Origin of the sequence: Paraburkholderia sp. MM5384-R2, from assembly GCF_014201025.1 — a bacterium.
Classification (GTDB): domain Bacteria; phylum Pseudomonadota; class Gammaproteobacteria; order Burkholderiales; family Burkholderiaceae; genus Paraburkholderia; species Paraburkholderia tuberum.
The window spans coordinates 328,061-354,046 of the sequence record NZ_JACHDI010000001.1; the positions used below are offsets into that span (position 1 = coordinate 328,061).

General features: G+C 63.9%; 22 protein-coding genes, 3 tRNA genes and 1 pseudogene. 12 read left to right on the top strand and 14 right to left on the bottom strand.

Annotated elements, in window-relative coordinates; translation table 11 throughout:
* The first annotated feature begins 211 nt into the window (after positions 1-211).
* The 3 genes from HDG37_RS01595 to pgi all read left to right on the top strand — a co-directional run bounded on the left by HDG37_RS01595 (position 212) and on the right by pgi (position 5,297).
* Complete coding sequence (locus HDG37_RS01595; protein ID WP_184043801.1) at positions 212-1,507, top strand: FAD-binding oxidoreductase; 1,296 nt, start codon at positions 212-214, stop codon at positions 1,505-1,507.
* Between the two features lie 178 nt (positions 1,508-1,685).
* Positions 1,686-3,326, top strand: coding sequence for an NAD(P)H-hydrate dehydratase (locus HDG37_RS01600; protein WP_184043803.1), 1,641 nt, complete (start codon positions 1,686-1,688; stop codon positions 3,324-3,326).
* Between the two features lie 348 nt (positions 3,327-3,674).
* Positions 3,675-5,297: a glucose-6-phosphate isomerase gene (pgi, locus tag HDG37_RS01605; protein ID WP_184043805.1), complete on the top strand. Its 1,623-nt coding sequence runs from the start codon at positions 3,675-3,677 to the stop codon at positions 5,295-5,297.
* Between the two features lie 75 nt (positions 5,298-5,372).
* Here pgi and HDG37_RS01610 read toward each other — a convergent pair whose 3' ends face one another.
* Entirely contained in the window at positions 5,373-6,059 is a 687-nt protein-coding gene (locus HDG37_RS01610) for an ABC transporter ATP-binding protein (RefSeq protein ID WP_026225394.1), read from the bottom strand.
* Here HDG37_RS01610 and HDG37_RS01615 point away from each other — a divergent pair.
* Positions 6,058-6,762, top strand: coding sequence for an arylesterase (locus HDG37_RS01615; protein ID WP_184043807.1), 705 nt, complete (start codon positions 6,058-6,060; stop codon positions 6,760-6,762). The two genes, HDG37_RS01610 and HDG37_RS01615, sit on opposite strands and share 2 nt — an antisense overlap.
* 117 nt (positions 6,763-6,879) lie before the next feature.
* The gene (locus HDG37_RS01620; RefSeq protein ID WP_184043809.1) at positions 6,880-7,221 is read left to right on the top strand and encodes a hypothetical protein; all 342 of its coding nucleotides are present in this window, start codon (positions 6,880-6,882) and stop codon (positions 7,219-7,221) included.
* Positions 7,222-7,302: 81 nt separating this feature from the next.
* Here the strand turns inward: HDG37_RS01620 and HDG37_RS01625 are convergent, their stop codons facing one another.
* The 8 genes from HDG37_RS01625 to tig all read right to left on the bottom strand — a co-directional run bounded on the left by HDG37_RS01625 (position 7,303) and on the right by tig (position 16,501).
* A complete protein-coding gene (locus tag HDG37_RS01625; protein ID WP_184043811.1) occupies positions 7,303-9,237 on the bottom strand; it encodes a SurA N-terminal domain-containing protein in 1,935 nt (644 codons plus the stop codon).
* Between the two features lie 86 nt (positions 9,238-9,323).
* A tRNA-Asp gene (locus HDG37_RS01630) sits at positions 9,324-9,400 on the bottom strand.
* Between the two features lie 47 nt (positions 9,401-9,447).
* Positions 9,448-9,523: transfer RNA gene (locus HDG37_RS01635), tRNA-Val, on the bottom strand.
* Between the two features lie 101 nt (positions 9,524-9,624).
* Positions 9,625-9,897: an HU family DNA-binding protein gene (locus HDG37_RS01640; RefSeq protein WP_018418077.1), complete on the bottom strand. Its 273-nt coding sequence runs from the start codon at positions 9,895-9,897 to the stop codon at positions 9,625-9,627.
* A gap of 319 nt (positions 9,898-10,216) precedes the next feature.
* Entirely contained in the window at positions 10,217-12,637 is a 2,421-nt protein-coding gene (gene lon, locus HDG37_RS01645; protein WP_018418078.1) for an endopeptidase La, read from the bottom strand.
* A 201-nt stretch (positions 12,638-12,838) separates the two neighbouring features.
* Positions 12,839-14,110: an ATP-dependent Clp protease ATP-binding subunit ClpX gene (clpX, locus tag HDG37_RS01650; RefSeq protein WP_013089402.1), complete on the bottom strand. Its 1,272-nt coding sequence runs from the start codon at positions 14,108-14,110 to the stop codon at positions 12,839-12,841.
* A 196-nt stretch (positions 14,111-14,306) separates the two neighbouring features.
* Positions 14,307-14,960: an ATP-dependent Clp endopeptidase proteolytic subunit ClpP gene (gene clpP / locus HDG37_RS01655; protein ID WP_013089401.1), complete on the bottom strand. Its 654-nt coding sequence runs from the start codon at positions 14,958-14,960 to the stop codon at positions 14,307-14,309.
* A 194-nt stretch (positions 14,961-15,154) separates the two neighbouring features.
* Positions 15,155-16,501 (bottom strand): trigger factor, encoded by a 1,347-nt coding sequence (gene tig, locus HDG37_RS01660; protein WP_184043813.1) that lies wholly within the window; start codon positions 16,499-16,501, stop codon positions 15,155-15,157.
* Positions 16,502-17,057: 556 nt separating this feature from the next.
* On the opposite strand from tig, the gene HDG37_RS01665 reads away from it, so the two are divergent.
* From HDG37_RS01665 to HDG37_RS01675, 3 genes are all read left to right on the top strand, one after another.
* On the top strand, positions 17,058-18,203 hold the full coding sequence (locus HDG37_RS01665; RefSeq protein WP_184043815.1) for a glycerate kinase: 1,146 nt from the start codon (positions 17,058-17,060) through the stop codon (positions 18,201-18,203).
* Positions 18,204-18,266: 63 nt separating this feature from the next.
* A complete protein-coding gene (locus tag HDG37_RS01670; RefSeq protein WP_184043817.1) occupies positions 18,267-18,716 on the top strand; it encodes a MarR family winged helix-turn-helix transcriptional regulator in 450 nt (149 codons plus the stop codon).
* 119 nt (positions 18,717-18,835) lie between these two features.
* Positions 18,836-19,123 (top strand): hypothetical protein, encoded by a 288-nt coding sequence (locus HDG37_RS01675; protein WP_184043819.1) that lies wholly within the window; start codon positions 18,836-18,838, stop codon positions 19,121-19,123.
* A gap of 120 nt (positions 19,124-19,243) precedes the next feature.
* On the opposite strand, the gene HDG37_RS01680 is transcribed toward HDG37_RS01675, so the two are convergent.
* Positions 19,244-19,330 (bottom strand) — tRNA-Leu (locus HDG37_RS01680).
* Between the two features lie 230 nt (positions 19,331-19,560).
* Between HDG37_RS01680 and HDG37_RS01685 the strand changes: the two genes are divergently transcribed.
* A complete protein-coding gene (locus HDG37_RS01685; RefSeq protein WP_184043821.1) occupies positions 19,561-20,397 on the top strand; it encodes a squalene/phytoene synthase family protein in 837 nt (278 codons plus the stop codon).
* Between the two features lie 42 nt (positions 20,398-20,439).
* Here HDG37_RS01685 and HDG37_RS01690 read toward each other — a convergent pair.
* A pseudogene (locus tag HDG37_RS01690) lies at positions 20,440-21,177 on the bottom strand (DUF1501 domain-containing protein); the annotation flags it as partial.
* A 143-nt stretch (positions 21,178-21,320) separates the two neighbouring features.
* Positions 21,321-21,647, bottom strand: coding sequence for a hypothetical protein (locus HDG37_RS01695; protein WP_184043823.1), 327 nt, complete (start codon positions 21,645-21,647; stop codon positions 21,321-21,323).
* 227 nt (positions 21,648-21,874) lie between these two features.
* On the opposite strand from HDG37_RS01695, the gene ompR reads away from it, so the two are divergent.
* The 3 genes from ompR (at position 21,875) to HDG37_RS01710 (ending at position 24,627) form a co-directional block, all read left to right on the top strand.
* Positions 21,875-22,609, top strand: a complete 735-nt coding sequence (ompR, locus tag HDG37_RS01700; protein WP_006048917.1) for a two-component system response regulator OmpR — start codon at positions 21,875-21,877, stop codon at positions 22,607-22,609.
* Positions 22,610-22,652: 43 nt separating this feature from the next.
* Complete coding sequence (locus tag HDG37_RS01705; protein ID WP_018418086.1) at positions 22,653-24,002, top strand: ATP-binding protein; 1,350 nt, start codon at positions 22,653-22,655, stop codon at positions 24,000-24,002.
* Positions 24,003-24,078: 76 nt separating this feature from the next.
* On the top strand, positions 24,079-24,627 hold the full coding sequence (locus tag HDG37_RS01710) for a peroxiredoxin (RefSeq protein ID WP_090804730.1): 549 nt from the start codon (positions 24,079-24,081) through the stop codon (positions 24,625-24,627).
* A gap of 34 nt (positions 24,628-24,661) precedes the next feature.
* Here HDG37_RS01710 and ispF read toward each other — a convergent pair whose 3' ends face one another.
* Together ispF and ispD are read right to left on the bottom strand one after the other, a co-directional pair.
* Positions 24,662-25,141: a 2-C-methyl-D-erythritol 2,4-cyclodiphosphate synthase gene (gene ispF, locus HDG37_RS01715; protein ID WP_018432029.1), complete on the bottom strand. Its 480-nt coding sequence runs from the start codon at positions 25,139-25,141 to the stop codon at positions 24,662-24,664.
* A gap of 82 nt (positions 25,142-25,223) precedes the next feature.
* A complete protein-coding gene (gene ispD / locus HDG37_RS01720) occupies positions 25,224-25,937 on the bottom strand; it encodes a 2-C-methyl-D-erythritol 4-phosphate cytidylyltransferase (protein WP_184043825.1) in 714 nt (237 codons plus the stop codon).
* Positions 25,938-25,986 lie beyond the last annotated feature (49 nt).

Consider the following 25,986-nt stretch of genomic DNA (forward strand, 5'->3'; position numbering starts at 1 on the left):
GCGGGCTCCGGGGTGCGTGGGCGGCGGGCCGCGCCGGCCCGCGCGAGGCGTCGCCGCGGTGCCCGTCGCGTCGCCGCGCGGGTGTTTTGACTGCTATCATTCGCGTTTCACCAGATCGGCGCACGCGACCCGGGTTTCACCCGGCGGCGCGCCGCATGTCACAGCCAGCGGGAACGCGCGCGAGCCGCCCGCCGGCACATCGAATCAGAGCATGGATGTCATCGTCATTGGCGGCGGGATAGCGGGCGTCGCCACCGCTTATCACCTGCGCGCGGCCGGCCACCGGGTATGCGTCGTCGAGCGTCACGCGACCGTCGCGCAAGGCGCCACCTACGGACAAGGCGGCAACGTGCTGCCGACGCCGCTCGACGTCTGGTTCGGCCCGACCTTCATGGCGAGCCGCCACAACGCGAAAAATGGCGTGATCAGCAAGACCGGCTTCAACGGCGCCGCGCGGCAGTTCATCAAGCAGCTCGGAGCATGGCAGGAACCCGAGGCGTTCGCGCGCCAGTACGCGCTGCTGCGGCCGCTGATCGAATCCTCGCGCGATGCGATGGCCGACGTCGAAGCCCGCTTCGGCCTCGAATTCGAACAGGCGAGCGGTCTGCTGTACCTCGTGCGCAGCGCGCACGAATGGGAGCTGTACGCAGCCGCGCTCGATCTGCTGCACCGGTTCGAGGTGTCGCATCACGTGCTGAGCCCGGCCGAATGCGCGGCGTTCGAGCATGCGGTCCCCACAGATCCTGAATTCGCCGGCGGCGTGCTGTTCGAGCACGAGCGCACCGCGAACTGTCCGCTTTTTACCAAGCTCGTCAAACAGGTGCTCGATACCCAAGGCGGCGTGCAGTTCATGCCGAACTGCGAGGTGACCGGCATTCGTCTCGACAGTCAGCGCGCGGCGGTCGAACTGGCGCCGCGCGACGGCGCGCCCCGCTCGCGCGAGATCGACGTGGTCCAGGCCGACGCGGTCGTGGTCGCCGCCGGTTACGGCAGCCTCGCGCTGCTCGAACGCGCGGGGCTCAGGCTGCCGCTGCATCCGCTGCGGCTGCATGCGCTGGTCGCGCCGATCGCGCACGAGGAATGCGCGCCGCACGTCGCGATCGTCGATGCGGTCAAGCGCATCGGCATCAGCCGCATGAACCATCGGCTGCGGATCGCGGGCGGCGCGGTGCTGCAAAGCGCGAGCCAGATCGACAAGCCGCTCGGCGAAGCGCTGACCAAGGAGGCGCTCGCGTTGCTCGGCCAGGCGACGCACGACTGGATTCCGGGCGCCGCGCGCATTTCGGCGGCGCTGCCGTGGGAAGGCGTGAAACTGCTGTCGCCCGATGGCTTGCCGCTGATCGGCAACGCGCTGCATCCGCGGCTGTTCATCAACGTCGGGCATGGCCCGGCCGGCTGGGGCCTCGCCTGCGGCGCGGGCAAGCTCGTTGCACAGCTGATGTCGGGACAGACGCCGACGTTGCCGCAAGACACGCTCGCCGCATTGAGGCCGGAGCGGTTCCAGTAAGGTTTCGTGCGGTTCCTGGCGAGTATGGCGGGCTGAGAGCCCGCCGTCGATACCGCGCGTTCATCGCGCCGCTTCCGCCGCACGCACCGAAACAGCCGCACGCGGTGCGCCTATCGGCACTAACATAGCGATTCCAAAGTCTGCCCGCCGCGCCGCGGGCGCACCGCCAGGTTTCGCCATGACAGACGCAGAAAACTCGCTGCTCTCCCTTTTCGATCCGCTGACCGACTCGCAGCCGCTTGCGCTGCCGCTGCTGACGCTGACCGACTTGCGGATCGCCGAATCCCAGGCCGCCGCGGCCCTGCCCGAGCACACGCTGATGGCGCGCGCCGGTCATGCGGCCGCGCGCTGGCTGCTCGAACGGATCGCCGCGGATACGTCGGTGACGAAGTCGCAGCAGCGCGCGTGGCTGGTCGCCGGCCCCGGCAACAACGGCGGCGACGCGCTGGTCGTCGCGACGGAACTGCACAAGGCCGGCATCGCGGTAGAAGTCTGTATGCCGGTTGAAGTGAAGCCCGCCGACGCGCGCTGGGCGCTCGACGCCGCGCGCGCCGCCGGCGTGCCGATCGACGCGGCGCCGCCCGCCTCGCTCGACGGCTATGGCTGGCTCGTCGACGGTATGTTCGGCATCGGTCTCGCGCGGCCGCTCGACGGCGTCTTCGCGACGCTCGCGCGGCAGCTGTCGCAGCGCACGAAGGCGCGCCCGACACAAGGCGCCGTGCTCGCGCTCGACGTGCCCAGCGGGCTCGACAGCGACACCGGCGCGGTGATCGGCGGCAACGGCGCGGCGGCGGTCCATGCGACGCACACGATCACGTTCATCGGCGCGAAGCCGGGGCTTTTCACCGCGCAAGGCCGCGATCTCGCCGGGCGCGTGACGGTCGCACCGATCGGGCTCGTGGCAGGGATCAACGGCGGGGGCAGCCAGGACGCTGCCACCAGCGCCTCACGTGCGGCGATCCAGCTCAGCGCGCCCGATCTCTTCGGCCCCTTCATGCCCCCACGCAACTTCGCGACCAACAAGGGCACCTTCGGCAGCCTCGCGGTGGTCGGCGGCGACACCGGCATGTGCGGCGCGCCGATTCTCGCGGCACGCGCGGCGCTCTACACCGGCGCGGGCAAGGTCCACGTCGCGCTGCTCGGCGAAGGCGCCCCGCCCTACGATCCGCCGCACCCCGAACTGATGCTGCATCCGATCGACACGCTGCCGCTCGATTCGATGGACGCACTCGCGATCGGCTGCGGCATGGGGCACGGCGAACGCGCGACGCGGGTACTGCACGACGTGCTGCAACTCGACGTGCCCAAGCTGTTCGATGCCGACGCGCTGAATTTGGTCGCCAAGGATCCCGCGCTCGCCGCGGAAGTCACCGCGCGCGGCGTGCAAGGCGATCCGTGCATTTTCACTCCGCATCCGCTCGAAGCGGCGCGCCTGCTTGGCAGCGATGCGGCGAGCGTGCAACGCGACCGTCTCGCGGCCGCGCGCGCGCTCGCGGCGCGTTTTGCGAGCGTCGTCGTGCTGAAGGGCGTCGGCACGATCATCGCCGCGCCCGACGGCCGCCTCGCGCTGAACCCGACCGGCAACGCCGCGCTCGCGACGGGCGGCACCGGCGACGTGCTCGGCGGCATCATCGGCGCGCTGCTCGCGCAGCATCTGCCACGCTTCGAGGCGGCGCTCGCGGGCGTCTATCTGCACGGCCTTGCCGCCGATACGCTGACCGCGCAGGGCCACGGCCCCGCCGGGCTGACGGCCGGCGAGCTGGCACCGATGGTGCGTGCCTTGTTGAACCGGCTGTTCTATTCGGCGCCGCTTGCTTGACGCGCGCGATTGCTCTGAATACGAATCGCGTTCGCGGCGCTCGTTCACACCGATGAAACATCGCGATCCCAATCATCGCGAGCGCGCGCAACGCCCTGCTGCCCGTCGCGCATCCCCGCTATACTGATTGCCTGTGCCGCGCGTCGGGTCAATCGCGGGTCGCGGCGATTACTCCAGCGGGCGCGGGCGCCGCCTCGCGTTGTCGCGAAGTTCACCCGCTTCGCGAAGTATCGTCGGCACCTGTCCCGACCCGGGCCGCGTGGCATCGCTCTGACTGCATCGCCGCATCATTCTCGGCCACGCTTCATGCGCGCGCCTTCCTTCGTGCCCCTTGGTTAGACGGACGCTATGACCCAGAACTCGCTCCCCTCCTGGTCCTCGCTGCAGACGCATTACGACACGATTCGCGATGCGCATCTGCGCGACTGGTTCGCCCCCGAGAACGATCCCGCTCCCACGCGCGCCGAACGCTTCACGTTCGCGGGTGGCGGTCTCTCAGCCGATTTCTCGAAGCACCGCATCACCGACGAAACCCTCCAACTGCTCGTGCAACTCGCCCGCGAAGCCGGCGTCGAAAAGCGCCGCGACGCGATGTTCGTGGGCGAGGTCGTCAACCCGACCGAAGGCCGCGCCGCGCTGCACACGGCCTTGCGCGCAACCGACCCGAAGGCGCCGTTCTTCGCCGAAGTGCAGGCCGAGCGCAAGAAAATGGCCGCGTTCGCCGAGCAGGTCCGCAGCGGCGCATGGACCGGCTACACCGGCAAGCGGATCCGTCATGTCGTGAACATCGGCATCGGCGGCTCGGATCTAGGGCCGAAGATGGTCGTGCACGCGTTGCATCATCTCGCGACGCCCGAGATCTCGACGCACTTCGTGTCGAACGTGGACGGCGCCGATCTGTACAACGTGATGCAGCAGATCGATCCCGAAGAGACGCTCGCGATCATCGTGTCGAAGACTTTCACGACGCTGGAGACGATGACCAACGCGCGCTCGCTGCGCGACTTTTTCATCCAGAAAGGCTGCCCGGAAAGCGCGCTGGCGAAGCACTTCGTCGGTGTGTCGGCGAATACGGCCGAAGTCGTCAAGTTCGGCATCGCGCAAGAGAACGTGTTCTCGATGTGGGACTGGGTCGGCGGACGCTACTCGCTGTGGTCGGCCGTCGGTCTGTCGATCATGATCGCGGTAGGTCAGCAACAGTTCGACGAGTTGCTCGCCGGCGCCAACGAGATGGACCAGCACTTCCGCACCGCGCCGCTCGACAGGAACCTGCCGGTGCTGCTCGGCATGATCGGCATCTGGTATCGCAACTTCTTCGGCTCGCAGAGCTATCTGGTCGCGCCGTATTCGCAGGCGCTGCATTTCCTGCCGTCGTATCTGCAGCAGCTCGAAATGGAGAGCAACGGCAAGTCCGCGCGTCTCGACGGCGCGTTCGTCGACTATGCGACTTCCGCAGTCACATGGGGCGAGCCGGGCACGAACGGTCAGCACGCGTTTTTCCAGATGCTGCACCAGGGCCCGACGATCGTGCCGATTGATTTCATCGCGCTGCTGACGCCCGAGCATCCGCTCGCGAGCCATCATCCGAAGCTGCTCGCGAACTGCTTCGCGCAGAGCGAAGCATTGATGCTGGGCCGCACGCTCGAGGAAGCGAAGAAGGTGGCCGGCCCCGACAAGCCGGAACTCGCACCGCACCTGGCGTTCCCCGGCAACCGCCCCACCGCGACGCTGCTGCTCGACGCGTTGACCGCGCGCACGCTCGGCGCGCTGATCGCGCTTTATGAGCACAAGGTGCTGGTGCAAGCGTCGGTGTGGAACATCAACCCGTTCGATCAGTGGGGCGTCGAACTCGGCAAGATCCTCGGCAAGGTGGTCGAGGCCGATCTGGGCGCGGCGAGTGCCGACGTGAAGAAGCATGACTCGTCGACGTCGGCGCTGATCGCGCGGGCCCGGGCTGCGTTGAAGCGCTGAATGGAAGTCTGGAGCGCACGATAGCGGGCTACGGCCCGCTTTGTTTTTGCTGCAAGCCCGCGATCCGCCGGATCATCAAGCGAGCCGCCCCGCTTCGATCGTCACCGTCGTATCGCAACGCCGCGCGAGTTCGATGTCGTGTGTCACGAGCACGAGCGTCGCGCCGTGCGCGCGATTCATCTCGAACATCAGATCGATCACCGCGTGGCCGGTGGCCGCGTCGAGACTGCCGGTGGGTTCGTCGGCGAACAGGATCGCCGGGCGCGTGACGAACGCGCGCGCGAGCGCGACGCGCTGCTGCTCGCCGCCCGACAGCAGCTTCGGATAATGACCGGTACGCTGCCCGAGCCCAACCTGTTCGAGCAGTTCACGCGCACGCGCGGCGGCCTCGCGTGTGCCGATGCCGCCTTGCAGCTCGAGCGGCAACGTGACGTTTTCGAGCGCGGTCAGATGCGGCATCAACTGAAACGACTGGAACACGAAGCCGACCGCGCCACTGCGCAACGCGGCGCGGCCGTCTTCGTCGAGCTCGCCGAGTTCGCGCCCGAGCAGCCGAACCGAGCCCGCGCTAGCACTGTCCAATCCCGCGAGCAAGCCGAGCAGCGTAGACTTGCCCGACCCGGATGCACCGACGATCGCGACGCTGCTGCCGGCATCGATGGCAAGATCGATGTCATCGAGAATCGTCAGTTCGCCCGCAGCATCCTTAACCCTCTTGCACAAACCCCGCACTTCAATGACTGGATCAGTTCTGTTTGGCATGGTGAAGCGTAGGTTGAAAGTGCGCGCCATCGCCCCTCGCGCCGCGGCGCTGTCTGCGGCATTCGGCGCGACCATGATGGCCGCCGCGCTGGTTTCGTTACCGTTGCGGGCTCACGCGGCGAATACGCCCGAACCCGTGAAGCCGGTGATCGTCGTGCTCGGCGACAGCATCTCCGCCGAGTACGGGCTGCCCCGCGATACGGGCTGGGTCGCGTTGATGCGTCAGCGTCTGGCCGAAGAGCGCATCGATTATAGCGTCGCCAATGCGAGCATCAGCGGCGACACGACGAGCGGCGGACGCGCGCGTCTGCCCGCGCTGATGGAACGGCTCAAACCGAGCATCGTGATCGTCGAGCTCGGCGCCAACGACGCGTTGCGCGGCGTGCCGCTCTCGACGACCGAGGACAACCTGCGCACGATCATCGAACAGGCGCAGCAAGGCCACGCGAAGGTCGTGCTCGTCGGCATGTACGTGCCGCCCAATTACGGCCCCGACTATACGCAAAAGTTCCACGGCCTCTACGGCCAGTTGTCGAAGGAGTTCCATGTGCCGCTCGTGCCGTTTCTTCTCGCCGGCATCGCGGATAAACCGGACATGTTCCAGGCCGATCAGATCCACCCGACGCAGCAGGCACAACCGCTGCTACTCAACAACGTGTGGCCCGCTGTCAAGCCACTTCTTCGCACAAGTTCGCCGCACTGAAAGACCTGCTAACGACTTGTTTCCGGAACCTGGGGGAACACGGATCGCCGAGCCGTTCGACATATGGGCAATCCCTGCCACCCGGCTCATTCTTGAGCGACTTCTGAGGAGATAACGTTGAAATATTTACCGTTAATCGCTTTGACCATTGCCATCTCGGCCTGCGCGGCTCAACCGCCGGCCGGCGTTCAGTCGGTGGGTCAAAGCCAGCAGCCGCCTCGCGCCGTCGCAACCTGCATCGCGCAGAAATGGGCGGATAGTTCGCAACAACAGGTGATCTCGCAAAACATCCTCGCCAACGATCAGGCCATGGACGTCTACGTCCCGGGCCAGCAGCCGCCCAACGGCGCGGCCGCGGTGGTCCGTCCTTCGTATAGCGGTAAGGGCACGTGGGTCGGCTTTCGCGCCGGCAGCGCTGGCGGCGGCAACGCCACCGGCGCGATCAGCGGCTGTCTGTAAAGCTGCCACCTGGCTGTAGATAAAGAAAGCCCCGCAAATGCGGGGCTTTCTTTTGGACGAGCAGGCAATGCTTACTGCGGCTTACTGATCGGCCGACTGGGCGGCGTTGTCGAGCGTACCGTAGAACTTCACCTTCGAGCGCTCGCGCAGCGCTTTCAGATAGGCTTCGGTCTCCGATTGCGCGTCCACCTGCGCGATCTGCTGCTGCGCGACAGCGAGATGCTGCGCGTCGGTGGCCGCGGGCTGCACGATCTGGTTCACGCGATAGATCGCATAGCCGTCGTCGCCGAGATCGACACCGACGTAGGCCGGCAACTTTTGCGCATCGACCTTGTAGATTGCGCTCAGTGCGGCAGGCGGCACGCCCTGCGCGTCATTGCGCGACACCTTCAGCGGCGACGAGAAACCAGCGGTCGCCTTCGACTTCTCGAACTCGGCCAGTTTCGCGACGCCGTCCTTGTGCGCTGCTTCGTTCGCCTGCACGGCGATCACCTTCTGACGCACCGCGTCCTTCACCGCGTCGAATGCGGGCACGGCAGCGGGCTTGTAGTCGGTCACACGCGCGGCGATCAGCGTGTTGTTGCCGACGTCGATGGCCTGCGTATTGTTGTGCGCCGATACCGAGTCGTTCGCGAACACGGCTGCGAGGAACTTCGGGTTGTTCAGCGGGCTTTCGGGCGGCAGCTTCGGATCCGGCTGCGGCGTGACCGTCGCGGTCTGGATCTGCAGCTTGAATTTGTCAGCGGCCGGCTGCAGGCTCTTGGCCTTTTCATAGACGAGCGACGTGAAACCTTCCGAACTGTCGGTGAATGCCTTGCTCGCCAGTTGCGTCTTCAGCTCCCTGGCGATCTGGTCTTTCACTTCGTCGAACGACTTCGTGACCGCCGGCTTTACATCGGTGACCTTGATGATGTGGAAACCGAAGTCGGTCTGGACGATGCCGCTGATTTCGTCCTTCTTCAGCGCGAACACCGCGTCGTCGAACGCCTGGCCGCCCGCGATCATGCCGCGGCCGAAGTAACCGAGATCGCCACCCTTCGATGCCGAACCCGGATCCTGCGAGTTCTGCCGCGCGATCTGCGCGAACTGGTCCGGATGCGCCTTGAGCTGCGCGAGCAACTCCTCGGCCTTCTGCTTCGCTTTGGCCTTGTCGGCCGCGCTCGCGTCCTTCGGTGCCGCGATCAGGATATGGCTCGCGCGCACTTCCCCTTCGGTGCGGAAGTGGGCGATGTTGTCGTCGTAGTACTTCTTCAGGTCCGCGTCGCTCGGCTGCACCGATGCGCTCAGCGCGGCCGGCGACATCACCAGGTACTGGATCGTCGCCGTAGCGGGCGTCGCAAAGTCGTTGCGATGCGCGTCGTAGTACGCTTGCAGTTGCGCATCGGTCGGCTGGATCTTCGCCGCGTAATCGTGCGGATGGAACGCGATGCCCTGCACTTCACGCTGCTGCTGCGCGAGCTCGGTCAAGTGCTGCGCAAGCGTCTTCGACGTGAACGCGCTCGCCTCGATGCTCGCGGGCAGTTGTTGCATAGCGAGGTTGTAGCGCACGCGCTCGTCGTACTGATCGGGCGTCATGCCCTGCATCGCGAGCAGTTGCTTGTAGCGGTCGAGGTCGATCGACCCGTCGGGATTCTTCAGCGACGAGATCACCGGATCGGACAGCAGCGCGCGGCGCACCGCTTCGTCCGATGCGCTCAGATGCAGACGCTGCGTTTCGTCGGCAAGCACACGCTGTTCGATCATGCCGTCGAGCATCTGGCGACGGCGCTCCGGCGTGTCGAACGACTTCATGTCGAACTTCGCGCCGAGCATCTGACGCCCGCGGTCGATCTGCTGGCGCATCGCGTCGTCGTATTCGACACGGGTGATCTTGTGACCGTTGACACTCGCGACGTTTGCACTTTCGTCAAAGAAGCCGCGGAAACCCTGAATACCCACGAAACCCAACCCCGGCAAAATGACGAGGATGAGCATGAACATCATCAGGCGTTGGTGATTGCGGAAAAAATCGAGCATGCGTGAGGGGTGCCAAAAACAGAACGCCCGATCTTACAACAGCGGGCAACAAAAAAGGCGAACCGGAGTTCGCCTTTCGTGGATACTGGCGGAGTGGACGGGACTCGAACCCGCGACCCCCGGCGTGACAGGCCGGTATTCTAACCGACTGAACTACCACTCCTTATACTGCACTTTTGCGACTGGAAACACTGCAGCCGAATCTGAAACTGGTGGGTGCTGAGAGGCTCGAACTCCCGACCTACGCCTTGTAAGGGCGCCGCTCTACCAACTGAGCTAAGCACCCGTTTCGTGATTCAGTGCTTGATGTGTTTTCTGCCTTGCCGCTGGCCTCCCCGTGAATCGTTCATGCAGTCGGGTTAAGCAATTCCTCAAGCAGCAAGCCCGCTAGTTTAGCGCATCCTTCAGAGCTTTGCCAGGCCTAAATTTAGGAACTTTTGCTGCCTTGATTTTGATCGCGGCGCCCGTGCGCGGATTGCGTCCGGTGCGCGCGGTGCGCTTGCCGACCGCGAACGTGCCAAAGCCGACCAACGTCACAGATCCGCCTTTCTTCAACGTGTTTTTGACGCCCGCGATGACTGCATCGAGCGCACGGCCCGCCGCGGCCTTCGAAATGTCGGCTTGCTGTGCGATGTGATCGATCAATTCCGTCTTGTTCATTCAAACCCCCGTGAATGTTTATTGGCAATCGTGACAGTGCTTTCCAGCACCTCCCGCCACGCGGCCGGCGCGAACGCCAGGCCGCCTCATTAGAAGCGGCCGAAACCCTTGTGTCAACCGGGGTTGAGCCTGATCGGCGTTATTTTAGAGGGGCGCTTTTGTCACAGTATGTTGCAGCGGAAAGACTGGCGATGCGGCCTGGCGACGAAGCCGCGCGGGCAAAAAAAACCCGCGGCTCTTGACCGCGGGTTTTCTGCTTTAGCGAACGACACCGCTGCAGAATGCTTTGGCGTTAGCGCATTCTGATGCGCATCGAACCTTAGTGCTTGACGACGTCCGTCGCGGCATCCTTGCCTGGCTCAGCCCCAACCGGCGCCGAGGGCTTCGGTTCTTCTTCCGGTAAGGCCTGCGGTACACGCTCGAGCGCAAGTTCGAGCACCTTGTCGATCCAGCGGACCGGCACGATTTCGATCGCGTTCTTCACGTTGTCCGGAATCTCCGTCAAGTCCTTGACGTTTTCTTCCGGAATCAGCACCAGCTTGATGCCACCGCGATGCGCTGCCAGCAGCTTTTCCTTCAGGCCGCCGATCGGCAGAACTTCGCCACGCAGCGTGATTTCGCCCGTCATCGCGACATCGGCGCGCACCGGAATACCGGTCAACACCGACACCAGCGCGGTCGTCATCGCGATACCAGCCGAAGGACCATCTTTCGGCGTCGCGCCTTCCGGCACGTGGATGTGAATGTCCTGCTTCTCGAACGCTTCGTCCTTGATGCCAAGACGACGCGAACGCGAACGCACGACCGAGCGCGCCGCTTCGACGGATTCCTTCATCACGTCGCCGAGCGAACCCGTGCGGATCACATTGCCCTTGCCCGGCATCACCGCGGCTTCGATGGTCAGCAGATCGCCGCCCACTTCCGTCCACGCGAGACCCGTGACCTGGCCCACCTGATTTTCCTTCGCGGCCAGACCGAAGTCGTACTTGCGCACGCCGAGGAACGTGTCGAGGTTGCTGCCGTCGACCTTCACCGCGCCTTCCGCCTTCTTCAGCAGAAGCATCTTCACGACCTTGCGGCAGATCTTCGAAATTTCACGCTCGAGCGAGCGGACGCCCGCTTCGCGCGTGTAGTAACGAATGATGTCGCGGATCGCAGTTTCCGTCACATCGACCTCGCCATCCTTGAGGCCGTTGTTCTTCTTCTGCTTCGGCAGCAGATAACGCTGCGCGATGCTGACCTTCTCGTCTTCCGTATAACCGGACAGACGAATCACTTCCATCCGGTCGAGCAGCGGCGGCGGAATGTTCAGCGAGTTCGACGTCGCCACGAACATCACGTCCGACAGATCGAAGTCGACTTCGACGTAGTGGTCAGCGAACGTATGGTTCTGTTCCGGATCGAGCACTTCCAGCAGGGCCGACGACGGATCGCCGCGGAAATCCTGACCCATCTTGTCGACTTCGTCGAGCAGGAAGAGCGGATTGCGCACGCCGACCTTGGTCAGGCTTTGCAGGATCTTGCCCGGCATCGAACCGATGTACGTACGACGGTGGCCACGAATCTCGGCTTCGTCACGCACGCCGCCCAATGCCATGCGCACGAACTTGCGGTTCGTCGCGCGCGCGATCGACTGACCGAGCGAAGTCTTACCGACGCCCGGAGGCCCCACGAGGCACAGGATCGGCGCCTTGACCTTGTCGACACGTTGCTGGACCGCGAGATACTCGAGAATGCGTTCCTTCACTTTCTCGAGACCGAAGTGGTCTTCGTCGAGCACGCGCTCCGCATTCGACAGGTCGTTGTTGACCTTGCTCTTCTTGCGCCACGGCAAGCCGATCAGCGTGTCGATGTAGTTGCGCACGACCGTCGCTTCCGCCGACATCGGCGACATCAGCTTGAGCTTCTTCAGCTCGGCGTCGGCCTTCTTCTTCGCTTCCTTCGGCATCCGGGCGGCCGTGATGCGCTTCTCGAGTTCTTCGAGATCCGCACCTTCTTCGCCTTCGCCGAGTTCCTTCTGGATCGCCTTGACCTGTTCGTTCAGGTAGTACTCGCGCTGACTCTTCTCCATCTGACGCTTCACGCGCCCGCGGATACGCTTTTCGACCTGCAGGATGTCGATCTCGGCTTCGAGTTGCGCGAGCAGATGCTCGAGCCGCTCGATCACCGGGAACATCTCGAGGATGTGTTGCTTCTGGTCGAGCTTGAGCGGCAGATGCGCCGCGATCGTGTCGGCGAGACGCCCTGCCTCGTCGATACCCGACAGCGAGGTCAGGATCTCCGGCGGAATCTTCTTGTTCAGCTTCACATACTGGTCGAACTGCGACACGATCGCGCGACGCAGCGCTTCGGTTTCAGCGCTGTCGGCATGGTCGGGTTCGAGCGGCATGACTTCGCACGAGAACTGCGTTTCCTGTTCTTCGATGGAAAGCGTCTTCGCGCGCTGCAAGCCTTCGACGAGCACCTTCACGGTACCGTCGGGCAGCTTCAGCATCTGCAGGATGTTGGCGATACACCCTACTTCGTACATGTCCTTTTCGGTCGGCTCATCTTTCGCAGCCGTCTTCTGGGCGACGAGCATGATGTGCTTGCCGCCTTCCATCGCTGCTTCGAGAGCCTTGATCGACTTCGGGCGGCCTACGAAGAGCGGAATCACCATGTGCGGGAAAACGACTACGTCGCGCAGCGGGAGCAGCGGCAGCGTAATGCGTTCCGGCGGGAGGAGTTGGGTTCCTGACATTTCATTTCCCCATGAGTGGAATCAGTTCGTTCGATAGGTGAGGCCAGCAGAAAATATTGCAAGCCTCCGCGTGTGGGAAAAGTTCAGTGACTCCGAAGGTTCAGTGACTCCATAGTTGAGAACAACCAGCCTGACCACACGATAAACGAAAAAGCCGTTCACGTCGCCATGAACGGCCTTTTTGCAGAACTCGAAAGCCGATCAGTTCGAACCCGCGACCTTCGGCGCGTCTTCGTAGATCAGCAGCGGTTTGCCGTCGCCGTCGATAACGTTGTCGTCGATGATGACCTTGCTGACACCTTTCATTTGCGGAAGGTCGTACATGACATCAAGCAACGCCTGTTCCAGAATCGAACGCAGGCCCCGCGCGCCAGTCTTGCGGCGGATCGCCTTGCGCGCCACGGCCTGCAACGCGGCCGGACGGATTTCGAGCTCGACGCGCTCCATGCTGAACAGCTTGTGATACTGCTTGACCAGCGCATTCTTCGGTTCGACGAGAATCTTCATCAGCGCCGCTTCGTCGAGCTTGCCGAGCGTGGCGACCACCGGCAGACGGCCGATCAGCTCCGGAATCAGGCCGAATTTGATCAGATCTTCCGGCTCCACTTCGCGCAGCACTTCGCCGGCGTCGCGGTCCTGCTTGCTCTTCACGCTCGCGCCGAAACCGATGCCGGTCTTCTCGGTGCGATCGACGATGACCTTCTCGAGGCCGTCGAACGCACCGCCGCAGATGAACAGGATGTTCGTCGTATCGACCTGGATGAAGTCCTGGTTCGGATGCTTACGGCCACCTTGCGGCGGCACCGACGCCATCGTGCCTTCGACCAGCTTCAGCAGAGCCTGCTGCACACCCTCGCCCGACACGTCGCGCGTGATGGACGGGTTGTCGGACTTGCGACTGATCTTGTCGATTTCGTCGATGTAGACGATGCCGCGCTGGGCCTTGTCCACCTCGTAATTACAATTCTGCAGCAGCTTCTGAATGATGTTCTCGACGTCTTCGCCGACATAGCCGGCTTCCGTCAGCGTGGTCGCGTCGGCAATCACGAATGGCACGTTCAGAAGGCGCGCGAGCGTCTGCGCAAGCAGCGTCTTGCCGGAGCCGGTCGGGCCGATCAGCAGGATGTTGCTCTTGGACAACTCGATTTCGTCCTTCTTGTCGAGATGCTTGAGGCGCTTGTAGTGGTTGTAGACCGCGACCGCGAGGATCTTTTTCGCGCGCTCCTGACCGATCACGTACTGGTCGAGAATTTCGCGGATTTCCTGCGGGGTCGGCAGATCGGACTTGGACAAGCCGGCCTCGATGCCCGCGCCTGCAGCCTCGTCACGAATGATTTCGTTGCACAGATCGATACATTCATCGCAGATGAATACCGACGGGCCAGCAATCAGTTTCTTGACCTCATGCTGGCTCTTGCCGCAAAACGAGCAATACAACAGCTTTTCGCTGTTAGAACCTTTCTTGTCCGCCATAGATGTGTGAGCCTCCGGACACCGGATTAGATAATACGCCGTTTGCCCCCGCCACGCAGTTTGGGCGCGGCAGGGCTAGTGAGCACGATAACGGCGCTTGCCGCAGACGCCCGGACGGAAGTTGAACATTCACAACCGACCCGATGACGGTTTTGCCGCAACAGTGGGCAAAACAGCATGGCAAAACCGTACCAGATCAGGGACGCTTGTGCGCCACCTGGTCGACGAGGCCGTACGCCTGCGCGTCATCGCCGGACATGAAATTGTCACGGTCGGTGTCACGCGCGATACGTTCGACCGGCTGACCGGTGTGGTGCGCGAGCAGATGATTCAGCCGATCCTTCAGGTACAGGATTTCACGCGCCTGGATTTCAATGTCCGATGCCTGGCCGCGCGCGCCGCCGAGCGGCTGATGAATCATCACGCGCGAATTCGGCAGCGCGAAACGCTTGCCCTTAGCACCGGCCGCGAGCAGGAACGCGCCCATGCTCGCCGCAAGCCCCATGCACAGCGTCGAGACGTCCGGCTTGATGAACTGCATCGTATCGTAGATCGCCATACCGGCAGACACGGAGCCGCCCGGACTGTTGATGTAGAAGTAGATGTCCTTGTCCGGATTCTCGCTTTCCAGAAACAGCATCTGCGCAACCACCAGATTGGCCGTCTGGTCGTTCACTTCGCCCACGAGGAACACGATGCGTTCCTTCAGCAGACGCGAATAAATATCATAGGAGCGCTCGCCCCGGCCGCTCGTTTCCACGACGATCGGCACCAGACCGAGTGCCTGCGCTTCGAGATCCCGGGACGACTGGGAGGTCAACGTGTCCAGCATTTGGGCGCGAAAGGTCATGCAATGGATCCTTGTCTGGAAATATTCTGAATATTAGCTGCTGGACACAGGTTGGTGCGACGAGCCCGTATTCAAGTGCCGTCTTCGTGTGCGCCGCACGACCGGATCCGGTACGTCACACAGATTCATGGCACAAAAAAACGGCGTGCCGGCCGTCGGTCGCTCCGACAGCCGGCACGCCGTTGCAGCGACGCTTACGCTTGCGCCGTTGCGCTTGCCAGTTCCTCGAAGCTCACTTCCTTGTCCGTCACCTTGGCCTTGCTGAGGACGAAGTCGACGACGTTGGCTTCAACGACATACGCTTCCATTTCAGCAAGACGTTGCTGGTTGGAATAATACCAGCGGACGACTTCCTTCGGGTCTTCGTAGCTTTTCGCGAATTCATCGACTTCGGCACGGATCTGCTCCGGCTTCGCCTGCAGTTCGTTCGCCTTCACGAGTTCGGCCAGCACGAGACCCAGCTTGACGCGGCGCTCGGCCTGCTCCTTGAACATCGCGGCCGGGATCGGCGCGTCCTTCGCGTTCGGCACGCCGCGCTGTTCCAGATCCTGGCGAGCCATCGCGACGAGGCGCTCCTGATCCTGCTCGATCAGCGCGTTCGGGACATCGAGCTCCGAGATTTTCAGCAGTGCGTCCATCACCTGGTTCTTGACGATGGCTTGCGTGCGGCGCTTCGCTTCGCGCTCGAGGTTGTCCTTGATTTCAGCGCGCATCTTGGTGAGATCGCCGTCTTCGATGCCGAGCGATTTCGCGAATTCGCCGTCGATTTCCGGCAAATGCGGCCATTCGATCTTCTTCATCGTGATCGTGAATTGCGCCGTCTTGCCCGCCACTTCCTTGCCGTGGTAGTCGTCCGGGAACTTCAGGTCGAATTCCTTCGCTTCGCCGACCTTCAAGCCGAGCGCCGCTTTTTCGAATTCCGGCAGCATGCGGCCTTCGCCGAGGATGAAGCCGAAGTCTTCGGCGCTACCGCCCTGGAATGCTTCACCGTCGATCTTGCCGACGAAGTCGACCGTCACGCGGTCGCCGTCTTTGGCGGCCGTGTCCGCGCCGCCGTCGCCGTGCTCGCCTGCCTCGCCGCGAGCGTGGAAGTGCACGCGCTGTTTGCGCAGGATGTCCAGCGTGCGGTCGATTTCCGCTTCGCTGATGCTGGTCATGGTGCGCTCGATTTCAGCCGTGGCGACGTCGCCCAGCTTCACCTCCGGATACACCTCGAAGGTCGCGTCGAACGCGTAGCTGCCTTCACCAGCGTCGGTGTTCGGCGCGAAGCTCGGCTGACCCGCGACACGCAGGTTTTCGGTGCGGCTGATGTCGAAAAATTCCTTGCCGACCTTGTCGCTCAGCACTTCGGCTTCCACCTGGCCCGAATACTGTTGCGTCACCATCTTGAGCGGCACCTTGCCCGGGCGGAAACCCGGCATGCGCACGTTCTTCGCGAGTTGACGGATACGCGAATCCACTTCCTTCTGCACGGCATCCTTCGGCAGGGAAATCGTCACGCGGCGTTCGAGCTTGCCGAGGTTTTCAACAACGTTAGCCATGGCTTCAATCGTCCTAAAATTATTCGAGCGAATCAGTTATCTTCTCCGTGCTGCCCGTCGGTGTCGCTTCGCATCGATTTGCGCCGATTGCATCGCGCCGATTGCATCGATCACGCACCTGCGCCGCGGGCTTGCAGGCCGTCGGCAGCACGGTTGAGTCCAAAGAGCCGAATATTTTAGCAAACTATTTGCGCGCCTAGCCGGGATTCGATGATTGCATCGAGTTTTCCCTGCATTCCGGGCGTTTTGAGGGCCATTTTCGGTTAGTTTTGACACAGCGAACGCGATTTGCCGCTGGCATCGCTATCCGGTTAGCGTCGTGCGTTCCTCGGCGCTCTTTCGTCATGCAACAGAACGTCCGCATGGACGCTCGCACCCGCTCGCGGCCGACGTGTCGTGGCCGCGATCCCGCCTATGCCTTTCGACATATTCAGCCGACGCCCCCATGCTGATAAGCTAACGCACTCGGTCGGGCCGCCACCGCCGGTCACCAGCAGCCGGTCGCTTCATCCGCTCCAGCAACCGCTTACAACGACTCAAACCTCTCAGAGACACCATGCCGAATTCGTCGTCCTCGCCTGTCGTCGTCATCGCTCCCGATTCATTCAAAGGCTCGCTCAACGCGGAACAGGTCGCGCAGGCGATCGCATCCGGCGTCCAGCGCGCACGCCCCGACGCGAGCGTGCGCATCTGTCCGATGGCCGACGGCGGCGAAGGCACGCTCGACGCAATGCTCACGAGCGGCGGCGAGCGCCGCACGCTTAGCGTGCGCGGCGCGGCCGGTCCGACGCGCGCAGCGCTGACGGGCCTGCTCACGGACGGCAGCGCCATCATCGAAACGGCGGAAATCGTCGGCATTACGGACCCCGTCGGCATGGGCGTGCCGGTCGAGGCGCGCAGCACGCGCGGCATGGGCGAAGCGATTCGCGCGCTGCTTGATGCCGGCGTGCGGCGCTTTTTCGTCGCGCTCGGCGGCAGCAGCACGAACGACGGCGGCGCCGGCCTGCTGACCGGCCTCGGCTTGCAACTGTTCGACGCGCAAGGCAACGTACTCGAAGGCACACCCGAGCAGCTTGCGCGCGTGGCGCGGGTCGATGCGTCGCTGCTCGACGCGCGGCTTGCCGACACGCAGTTCGTCGGCATGTCGGACGTCGACAATCCGTTGAGCGGCGAGCACGGCGCGACCGCGATCTTCGGTCCGCAAAAAGGCGTGAAGCCAGAACAGGTCGCGCCAATCGACGCGGCGCTCGCGCGCTTCGCCGATCTGCTCGAAGCCGCGCTCGGCCGCACGGCGCGTGACCTACCGGGCGCGGGCGCAGCGGGCGGCCTCGGCTTCGCATTGCACATGCTCGGCGCGCAGTTCGAGCCGGGCGCGGAAACCGTCGCGCGGCAAATCGGCCTCGACGCCGCGCTCACGGGCGCCAACTGGCTGATCACCGGTGAAGGCCGTTCCGACGTACAGACGCTGCACGGCAAGGCGCCGTTCATCGCCTGCGCGCATGCGCGCGCGGCGGGCGTGCCCGCCACGCTGCTGTCCGGCGCGGTCGACCCCGCCGCGCTGCCGCGTCTTGCCGAATACTTCGGCGGCTGCTTTTCTCCGGCGCCGGGGCCGATCACGCTCGACGTCGCGATTCGCGACGCGGCGCGCCTGCTCGCCAACGAAGCCGAGCAGCTGACGCGCCTGAAATACGGCGTGCGTTGACCCGCGAAACGGTTGCCGCAACAATCACAGCGCCACGACCGTTCCACTCATCACGGGGTGACCATGAAGGACTCCGCCAAAGCCGGGCTCGAGCAGTTCCTCACGTATCGTCTGCATGTACTGAACAAACTGGCCGAGCGCGGCATCAGCGCGCGCTACGCGGCAAAGCTCGACGTGACGCTGCCCGAAGCGCGGGTGATTGCGACGGTGGGATCGTTCGGACCGTTCTCGATCATGGAGTTGGCACGCCATGCCAATCTCGACAAAAGCCAGGCGAGTCGCGCGGCCGAAGCGCTGATCCGGCAGGGACTCGTGCAGCGCGAAGCGAGCGCCGCGGACGGCCGCGTCGTGCTGGTCTCGCTGACGCAGGAAGGCCGCGCGCTGTATCGCAAAGTGATGCCGATCGCGCGCAAGTGGAACGGCGATATGTTCGACTGCCTCGACGAAGAGGAAAGGGCCGCGTTCGGCGCGGCGCTCGACAAGGTGATCCGTGCCATGAACGCGCGGGAGTGATAGCGCGCGGCGAACCGGCCGTGTTTGAAAAGCGCCGTTTCACGGCATTGGGCGGCGCGTGTCAAAATTGAGCCTCGGCCAACGCGCCTTCACCCTCTTTTTCATCCAGGGACGCTTCAGTGGACATCAACAAACAGGTCGCGGCACTCACCGCGTCGGAACTCCAGACCGCCGGCGCGAGCCAGGCGAGCGCGATCGCGCTCAGCGTCGTGCTGCGTCATCTTCGTTCGCCGGAACTGGCGAAACTGCTGTCGTCGGCATTTGAAAATCATCAGGCGGTGATGCTGCAAACGCCGTGGCCGGACCAGATGCTGCAGGCGTTCGAGTCGACACGCCGTTTCCTCGAAGGCGCCGCGCAAGCGGAATTACCGGGCTCGCAGGAAGCGCCGGGAACGCCGGGTGCCTGAGTCGCGCGGTCGCGATGAAAGGCAGCGGAGCAACACTGAGGCCTTTCAGAAGACCGCGCAAAAAAGAAAAAACCCCGTCGGTCCAAAGACTTGACGGGGTTTTTCTCGACTACCAATAAGTGGTGCGAGGGAGGGGACTCGAACCCCTACACCCTTGCGGGCGTCAGGACCTAAACCTGGTGCGTCTACCAATTTCGCCACCCTCGCAGCCGGGTACGCCGCAATGCGTCGCGCCCGATTTTCCTGTGCGCTCCCAAGCGCGCTGAACACGTGCCCGAAAGCGTAAGCGCGAGATTCTAACCGATTGATTCGCGCTTGTCTGCACCCGGCGGTATCTGCGCGCGCGACGCCGATGCTACAATTTTCGGCTCGTCGAGAAGGGCACCGCGACGGACGTCGACACCCTTCTCGCCAGTCCTTCCCCACACTCTCATCCCGTGAATTTCGACGACTATTGCCAGCAGAAAGCGGCGCCCCCAGGATCGAGCACCTACTATGCGCTTCGCCAGGCGCGCGCCGCCAGTCAGCCGCTGTTGACGGCGCTCTTCGCATTGCGTCGCGAGTTCGAGGAAACGGTCAAGGAGACGAGCGATCCGGCGGTCGGCCGCACGAAGCTCGCGTGGTGGCAGAAAGAAATTGCCGCGCTGGCCGCGGGCTCGCCGTCGCATCCGGTGTCCAAGGCACTCGCGGCCTATCTGCCCGACGCGCAGGCCGAATATCGGGCTATGCAGGAACTGCTCGCGGGCTTCGAGATGGATCTCGACCAGGCACGCTATCTCGACTATCCGAACCTGCGGCGCTATGTGCATGGTGTCGGTGGCAATTTTGCGTCGCTGGTGTCGCGCGCGGCTGCAACCGGATCGGCCGACGATGCCGCGCATGCGTCGGCGTGGGCCGCTCCGCTCGGCGAGGCGCTGATGCTCGCGCAGTTCGTCGCCGAAACCGGCAACGATGCCCGGCACGGCCGCATCTACGTTCCGATCGACGAGATGCAGCGCTACAACGTCACCGCCGCCGATCTGATCAACCGCAAATACACCGACGCTTTCACCGAGCTGATGCGGTTCGAAACGAATCGCGCGCGCGACGCTGTGCAGACCACGCTCGCCGCGGTGCCCGCCAGCGCGCGGCGCGCGCAGCGCACGCTGCTCGCGCTCGCGGCGCTCGCGTTGGCGTTGCTCGATGAAATCGAGCGCGACGGTTATCACGTGCTGCATCAACGCATCGCGTTGACGCCGATCCGCAAGCTATGGATCGCGTGGCGCGCGAAGTAGCCTGAGCGCCGGGCGCGTCGATTCGCGCCCAGCGCCCAGCGCTCACGCCCGCAGCAACGGCTGCGGCTCGAACCGCTGCTGCAGAGTCGCAGGCGGGTCCAACCCCCACCAGGGCCCGAGCACCGTCGCATAAAGCTGGCGAAAATCCACGCCGACCGGCAGGTTGCCATTCCCATCGAGCCGCGCAAGCATCGGCGGCACGCCAAACAAACCGCCCTGCGCGCGACCGCCCGTCACGAAGTGCGGCGCCACCGTGCCGCGATCGGTGCCGTTGCTCTGGTTCTCGCGCAGACGGCGCCCGAATTCCGCGCACGTCATCACGAGCGTATCGTTCCACCGGCCCAACTCGACGAGCGCGGCCTGCATCGCCACCATCCCTTCCGCGAACTGTTAGAGCAACTCGGCCTGTTGTCCCGGCTGGTTCTGGTGCGTATCGAAACCGTTCAGCGTTAGCCGGATCACGGCCACGCCCTGCCCGCTCAACGGCTGCTCCAGTGGCGCGCGTCCGGCGCCAGCTATCTTCAGCGTGTCCGATGCGGCCAGCACCTGCATTGCCGTTTTGATCGAACTGCCGAACGCGCCGCCCGCAAACGCGGTCTGCAACTGAGGCTGCCCTAGCGTCGCACGCAGACGACCGGCCGGTTTCACGATGTCGTTTTCGACGTCGAGAATAGGCGCGAGCGCGGGATTGCGCTCGTGCAAGGACACTGGCGTCGCGAGTCGAGAGGCCCTGACGAACTGCGCGGGATTGACCAGCGCGATCGCGCGCTCGTGAGTGGCGTGACATCGTGAGCCGAGGCGCCTGTATGCACGAAGACGCGCACAAAAACGCGCCGGCGCTGGCGACTCAACGGAGCAGCGGATCAGAAAGTGGACGCTGAAGATGCAACGGGATTTTTCACGCGGCAATGCGCGCGCTGGGATTAACGCTTGTACAACTCGCGCACGGCGTCTTCGATGTGCTGCCGCAACAGCCGACGCTCTTCGGGCGTCATATGCCCGTCGCGGCGACGTTGATCGAGATCGGGGGGAACCGCGGTGCGCAGCATCGCATCAGAGGCAGAGCGATCGATGCTCGGGTTGTGGCGGCTGGTTCTGCCATTGTCCGAGCGGTGCGCATGCTCGCTCGCTGCTCTATCCGCGGACGGCTGCGCATGAGCGAGCGTCGGGCCCAGTGTGCCTGCCAGCGTACCGGCAACCGCCAGTGCAATCACACTCAGGCGCACGTTTGGCCAAACCCCTCCCTTCATGTTGTTCCCTTCGTGGCGCGGCAACCGGCTACCTCAGATGCGTATACAAACCCCGGTAACAGCCGGGTGCGAGAGTTTTGTCGAGTGAAGTATCCACCGAACAGCCGCATTCAGTAAAGCAGTCTAAACGCGCATACTTTACGTCGCGCCACACCGCGGGTAAATTTTGTAACCGACTGTAACCCCAGAAATGGTGTAACCGCGCACCACTTTCTAATCGCGCTAAGATGCCGACCATGGAAACCAAAAACCCTTCGAAAATCCTCGTCGTCGACGACGATCCACGCCTGCGCGATCTTCTGCGCCGCTACCTCGGCGAACAAGGCTTCAACGTCTACGTCGCCGAAAATGCGCCGTCAATGAACAAGCTCTGGGTGCGCGAGCGCTTCGATCTGCTGGTGCTCGATCTGATGCTGCCCGGTGAGGACGGCCTGTCGATCTGCCGGCGACTGCGCGGCAGCAACGACCGCACACCGATCATCATGCTGACGGCCAAGGGTGAGGATGTCGATCGCATCGTCGGCCTCGAGATGGGTGCCGACGACTATCTGCCCAAGCCGTTCAATCCGCGCGAACTGGTCGCGCGCATTCACGCGGTGCTGCGTCGCCAGTCGCCGTCCGAGTTGCCGGGTGCGCCGTCCGAGACCACCGAGGTCTTCGAGTTCGGCGAGTTCGCGCTGAACCTCGCCACCCGCACGCTGACCAAGGCCGGCCAGGAAATTCCGCTCACCACCGGTGAGTTCTCGGTGCTGAAGGTATTCGCGCGTCATCCGCGTCAGCCGCTGTCGCGCGAAAAGCTGATGGAACTCGCACGCGGGCGCGAATACGAGGTCTTCGACCGCAGCCTCGACGTGCAGATCTCGCGTCTGCGCAAGCTGATCGAACCGGATCCGGGCAGCCCGCGCTTCATTCAGACCGTGTGGGGCCTCGGCTACGTCTTCATCCCCGACGGTGCAGCCTGAGTTTGTGCTCCGTTTTCGTTTCTGTGTCACATAAGAAGGGCCCATGCGGATCGACCGGCGCCTCCTGACGCTCGCGTTCGGCGGCCTTTTCTGGCGGACCTTTCTGCTGATCGCGCTGTTGATCGCAGTCAGTCTCGCCGCGTGGTTCCAGAGCTTTCGCGTGATCGAGCGTGAGCCGCGCGCGCAGCGCGTGGCTCTGCAACTCGTCGCGATCGTCAAGCTCACGCGCACCGCACTCCTCTATTCCGATCCCGACCTGCGGCGCGCGCTGCTGCAGGATCTGGAGAGCAACGAAGGGGTGCGCGTGTACCCGCGCGAAGCCACCGACAAATACAAGCTCCAGCCCGACGAATCGTTGAATCGCCTGATCGAGCACGACATCCGCGGCCGTCTCGGCGACGACACCATAATCGCGCAGAGCGTCAACGATATCAACGGCGTATGGATCAGCTTCAAAATCGACGACGACGATTACTGGGTCGCGCTCGACCGCGATCAGCTCGACAACGCCACCGGCCTGCAATGGGCCGGCTGGGGCGTGTTCGCGCTCGCGCTGTCGCTGTTCGGCGCGGCGTTCATCACGAGTCTGGTGAACCGGCCGTTCGCGCGTCTGGCGATGGCCGCGCGCCGGGTCGGCTCGGGGCAATCGCCCGAGCCGCTGCCTGAGCGCGGCATGGGTGTGGCCGCCGAAACCAATCGAAGCTTCAACCAGATGGTGCGCGACCTCGAACAGCTCGAGGCGGACCGCGCGCTGATGCTCGCGGGCATCTCGCACGATCTGCGCACGCCGCTCGCACGGCTGCGGCTCGAGACCGAAATGAGCCCGTCCGATCAGGCCACCAAGGACGCGATGGTCGACGACATCGAGCAGATGGACATGATCATCGGCCGCTTCCTCGACTACGCGCGTCCCGTGCAGCGTGTGCCGGAACCGGTGGACCTCTCGGTGATCGCGAGCGAACTCGCCGCACGCATGCAAAGCGAGGACAGCATGCGGCTGATCACGCGGCTCGCTCCGTCGGCGGTGATCGAGGCCGATGAAACCGACATGCGTCGCGTGGTCGGCAATCTGCTCGAGAACGCGCGCAAATATGGCCTCAGCGACGGCGACGGTGTGCCGCACGTGATTCTCGAAACGCGCGTGTCGCACTCGCGCGTCGAACTCTCGGTGGTCGACGAAGGCCCCGGCATTCCCGAAGACCAGCTCGCGCTCGTCACGCGGCCGTTCTATCGTGTGAATTCGGCGCGCACCCAGGCCAACGGCACGGGCCTCGGCATGGCGATCGTGCAGCGGCTCGTCGCCCGTTATCGCGGCGCGCTGCGGCTGCGCAACCGCTCGCCCGGACCCGGGCTTGAAGTGACGATCGAGTTTCCGCTCGCGAAAAGCGCGTGAGCCGACGACGCGCGGCACCGCGCGCCGTCGCCATTCGAAACACGCCGCTTGTTGCGACTTCCGAAGGAGCCTTTGCATGAAAACCGTTGGCGATAAACTCGAAGCGTTCACCGTCATTGCCGCCAAGCCGGGCTTCAACCATCACGAAGAACACGGCGTCTCGGCGTTCGAATACATCACCGAGCAGTCGTTTCCAGGCAAATGGAAAATCATTTACTTCTATCCGAAGGATTTTTCGTTGGTCTGCCCGACGGAAATCGTCGAATTCAGCAAGCTCGTCAAGGAGTTCGAGGACCGCGAGGCCGTGCTGCTCGGCGGCAGCGTCGACAATGAATACGTGAAGCTCGCATGGCGCCGCGAGTACAAGGAGCTCGACAGGCTCAACCACTACTCGTTCGGCGACGTGAAAGGCGAGCTGATCGACCAGCTCGGCGTGCGCGACAAGGAAGCGGGCGTCGCGCTGCGCGCGACCTACATCGTCGATCCGGACAACACGATCCAGCACGTGTCGGTCAACAACCTGTACGTGGGCCGTAATCCCGAAGAAGTGCTGCGCATCCTCGACGGCCTGCAAACGGACGAGCTGTGTCCGAGCAATCGGACGATTGGCGGCGCGACGCTGTAAGCGGCACCGCCCGTCACCCAAACAAAAATCCCGTTCAGCTCCTGACCAACAACACCGCGGCCTGCGCCTCGATGCCCTCGCCGCGGCCGAGATAACCGAGCTTCTCGTTCGTCTTCGCCTTGACGTTCACGCGCTCGATCGGCAGACCGAGGTCCGCCGCGATATTGGCGCGCATCCCTTCGATATGCGGTGCGAGCTTCGGCGCCTGCGCGATCACGCTGCTGTCGACGTTGCCGATCGCAAAGCCGGCCGCCTTCACGCGCGCCACGCATTCGCGCAGCAGCACGCGGCTGTCGGCGCCGGCGAACTTCGCGTCGGTATCGGAGAAGTGGCGGCCGATATCGCCCAACGCGGCCGCGCCAAACAGCGCGTCGGTGATCGCGTGCAGCAGCACATCCGCGTCCGAGTGACCGAGCAGCCCGCGCTCGTACGGAATCGTTACGCCGCCGATGATCAACGCGCGTCCCGGCACCAGCGCATGCACGTCGTAGCCCTGCCCAATTCTGAAATCCATGTGCGTCACGTCCTCAAGTGCTGAAGCTTTTAAGGCTTCTTTAAAGCCTTTCTAAATCTTTCCAATGTGCCCAGGCGCGGTATCACGAACCGGCGGGGCGGCTCAGAATCGCCTCGGCCAGATCGAAATCTTCCGGATACGTGACCTTGAAGTTACGCAGGCTGCCTTGCACGAGCTTCGGCGCGTGGCCCGACCATTCGATCGCGCTCGCCTCGTCGGTCAGATCGTGGCCGTCGGCCTGCGCGCGCAGGATCGCCTCGCGCAGCATGCCGATGCGGAACATCTGCGGCGTCTGCGCCTGCCACAAGCCGTCACGCGATTCGGTTTGGGCGATGCGGCCATCGGCCGACGCGCGGCCGATACGCTTCAAGGTATCGGCGACCGGCAACGCCATGATGCCGCCGACCGCATCGTCCTTGAGCGAACCGATCAGCGTGCGGATCAGCGCCGGCGTGATGCCCGGCCGCGCCGCGTCGTGCACGAGCACCCAGTCGGCGTCGTGGGCGCCGAACTCGGCGAGCGCGTGCAGACCGTTGAGCACCGACGCCTGGCGCGACGCGCCGCCCACGCGACGCACCGCGAAGCGCAGATTGCCGAAGCGGCGGGCGTCGAAGTGCTGGTCGTCGGGCGCGATGACGACTAGCGTCTGCGTGAATTCGCTGCACGCGTCGAACGCGGCGAGCGAGTAATGCAGCATGTCGCGGCCGGCGACAGTGCGGTATTGCTTGGGCATCGCGGCGCCGGAACGGCTGCCGGTGCCTGCGCACGGGATCAGGGCGAAGAGACGGGAAGTCACGAGTGCGGATGCCGCCAGGTCAAAGTAAAGGACGGATTTTATAATAGGT

Excerpts from the sequence above, each read along its gene's own strand:
- tig (WP_184043813.1), bottom strand. The coding sequence starts at position 16,501 with ATGGCTAACGTTGTTGAAAACCTCGGCAAGCTCGAACGCCGCGTGACG.
- HDG37_RS01705 (WP_018418086.1), top strand. The coding sequence starts at position 22,653 with ATGCGGATCGACCGGCGCCTCCTGACGCTCGCGTTCGGCGGCCTTTTC.
- HDG37_RS01615 (WP_184043807.1), top strand. The coding sequence starts at position 6,058 with ATGGTGAAGCGTAGGTTGAAAGTGCGCGCCATCGCCCCTCGCGCCGCG.
- HDG37_RS01665 (WP_184043815.1), top strand. The coding sequence starts at position 17,058 with ATGCCGAATTCGTCGTCCTCGCCTGTCGTCGTCATCGCTCCCGATTCA.
- HDG37_RS01670 (WP_184043817.1), top strand. The coding sequence starts at position 18,267 with ATGAAGGACTCCGCCAAAGCCGGGCTCGAGCAGTTCCTCACGTATCGT.
- lon (WP_018418078.1), bottom strand. The coding sequence starts at position 12,637 with ATGTCAGGAACCCAACTCCTCCCGCCGGAACGCATTACGCTGCCGCTG.
- ispF (WP_018432029.1), bottom strand. The coding sequence starts at position 25,141 with ATGGATTTCAGAATTGGGCAGGGCTACGACGTGCATGCGCTGGTGCCG.
- HDG37_RS01600 (WP_184043803.1), top strand. The coding sequence starts at position 1,686 with ATGACAGACGCAGAAAACTCGCTGCTCTCCCTTTTCGATCCGCTGACC.
- HDG37_RS01625 (WP_184043811.1), bottom strand. The coding sequence starts at position 9,237 with ATGCTCGATTTTTTCCGCAATCACCAACGCCTGATGATGTTCATGCTC.
- HDG37_RS01610 (WP_026225394.1), bottom strand. The coding sequence starts at position 6,059 with ATGCCAAACAGAACTGATCCAGTCATTGAAGTGCGGGGTTTGTGCAAG.
- ompR (WP_006048917.1), top strand. The coding sequence starts at position 21,875 with ATGCCGACCATGGAAACCAAAAACCCTTCGAAAATCCTCGTCGTCGAC.
- HDG37_RS01595 (WP_184043801.1), top strand. The coding sequence starts at position 212 with ATGGATGTCATCGTCATTGGCGGCGGGATAGCGGGCGTCGCCACCGCT.
- clpP (WP_013089401.1), bottom strand. The coding sequence starts at position 14,960 with ATGACCTTTCGCGCCCAAATGCTGGACACGTTGACCTCCCAGTCGTCC.
- HDG37_RS01695 (WP_184043823.1), bottom strand. The coding sequence starts at position 21,647 with ATGAAGGGAGGGGTTTGGCCAAACGTGCGCCTGAGTGTGATTGCACTG.
- HDG37_RS01710 (WP_090804730.1), top strand. The coding sequence starts at position 24,079 with ATGAAAACCGTTGGCGATAAACTCGAAGCGTTCACCGTCATTGCCGCC.
- clpX (WP_013089402.1), bottom strand. The coding sequence starts at position 14,110 with ATGGCGGACAAGAAAGGTTCTAACAGCGAAAAGCTGTTGTATTGCTCG.
- HDG37_RS01640 (WP_018418077.1), bottom strand. The coding sequence starts at position 9,897 with ATGAACAAGACGGAATTGATCGATCACATCGCACAGCAAGCCGACATT.
- pgi (WP_184043805.1), top strand. The coding sequence starts at position 3,675 with ATGACCCAGAACTCGCTCCCCTCCTGGTCCTCGCTGCAGACGCATTAC.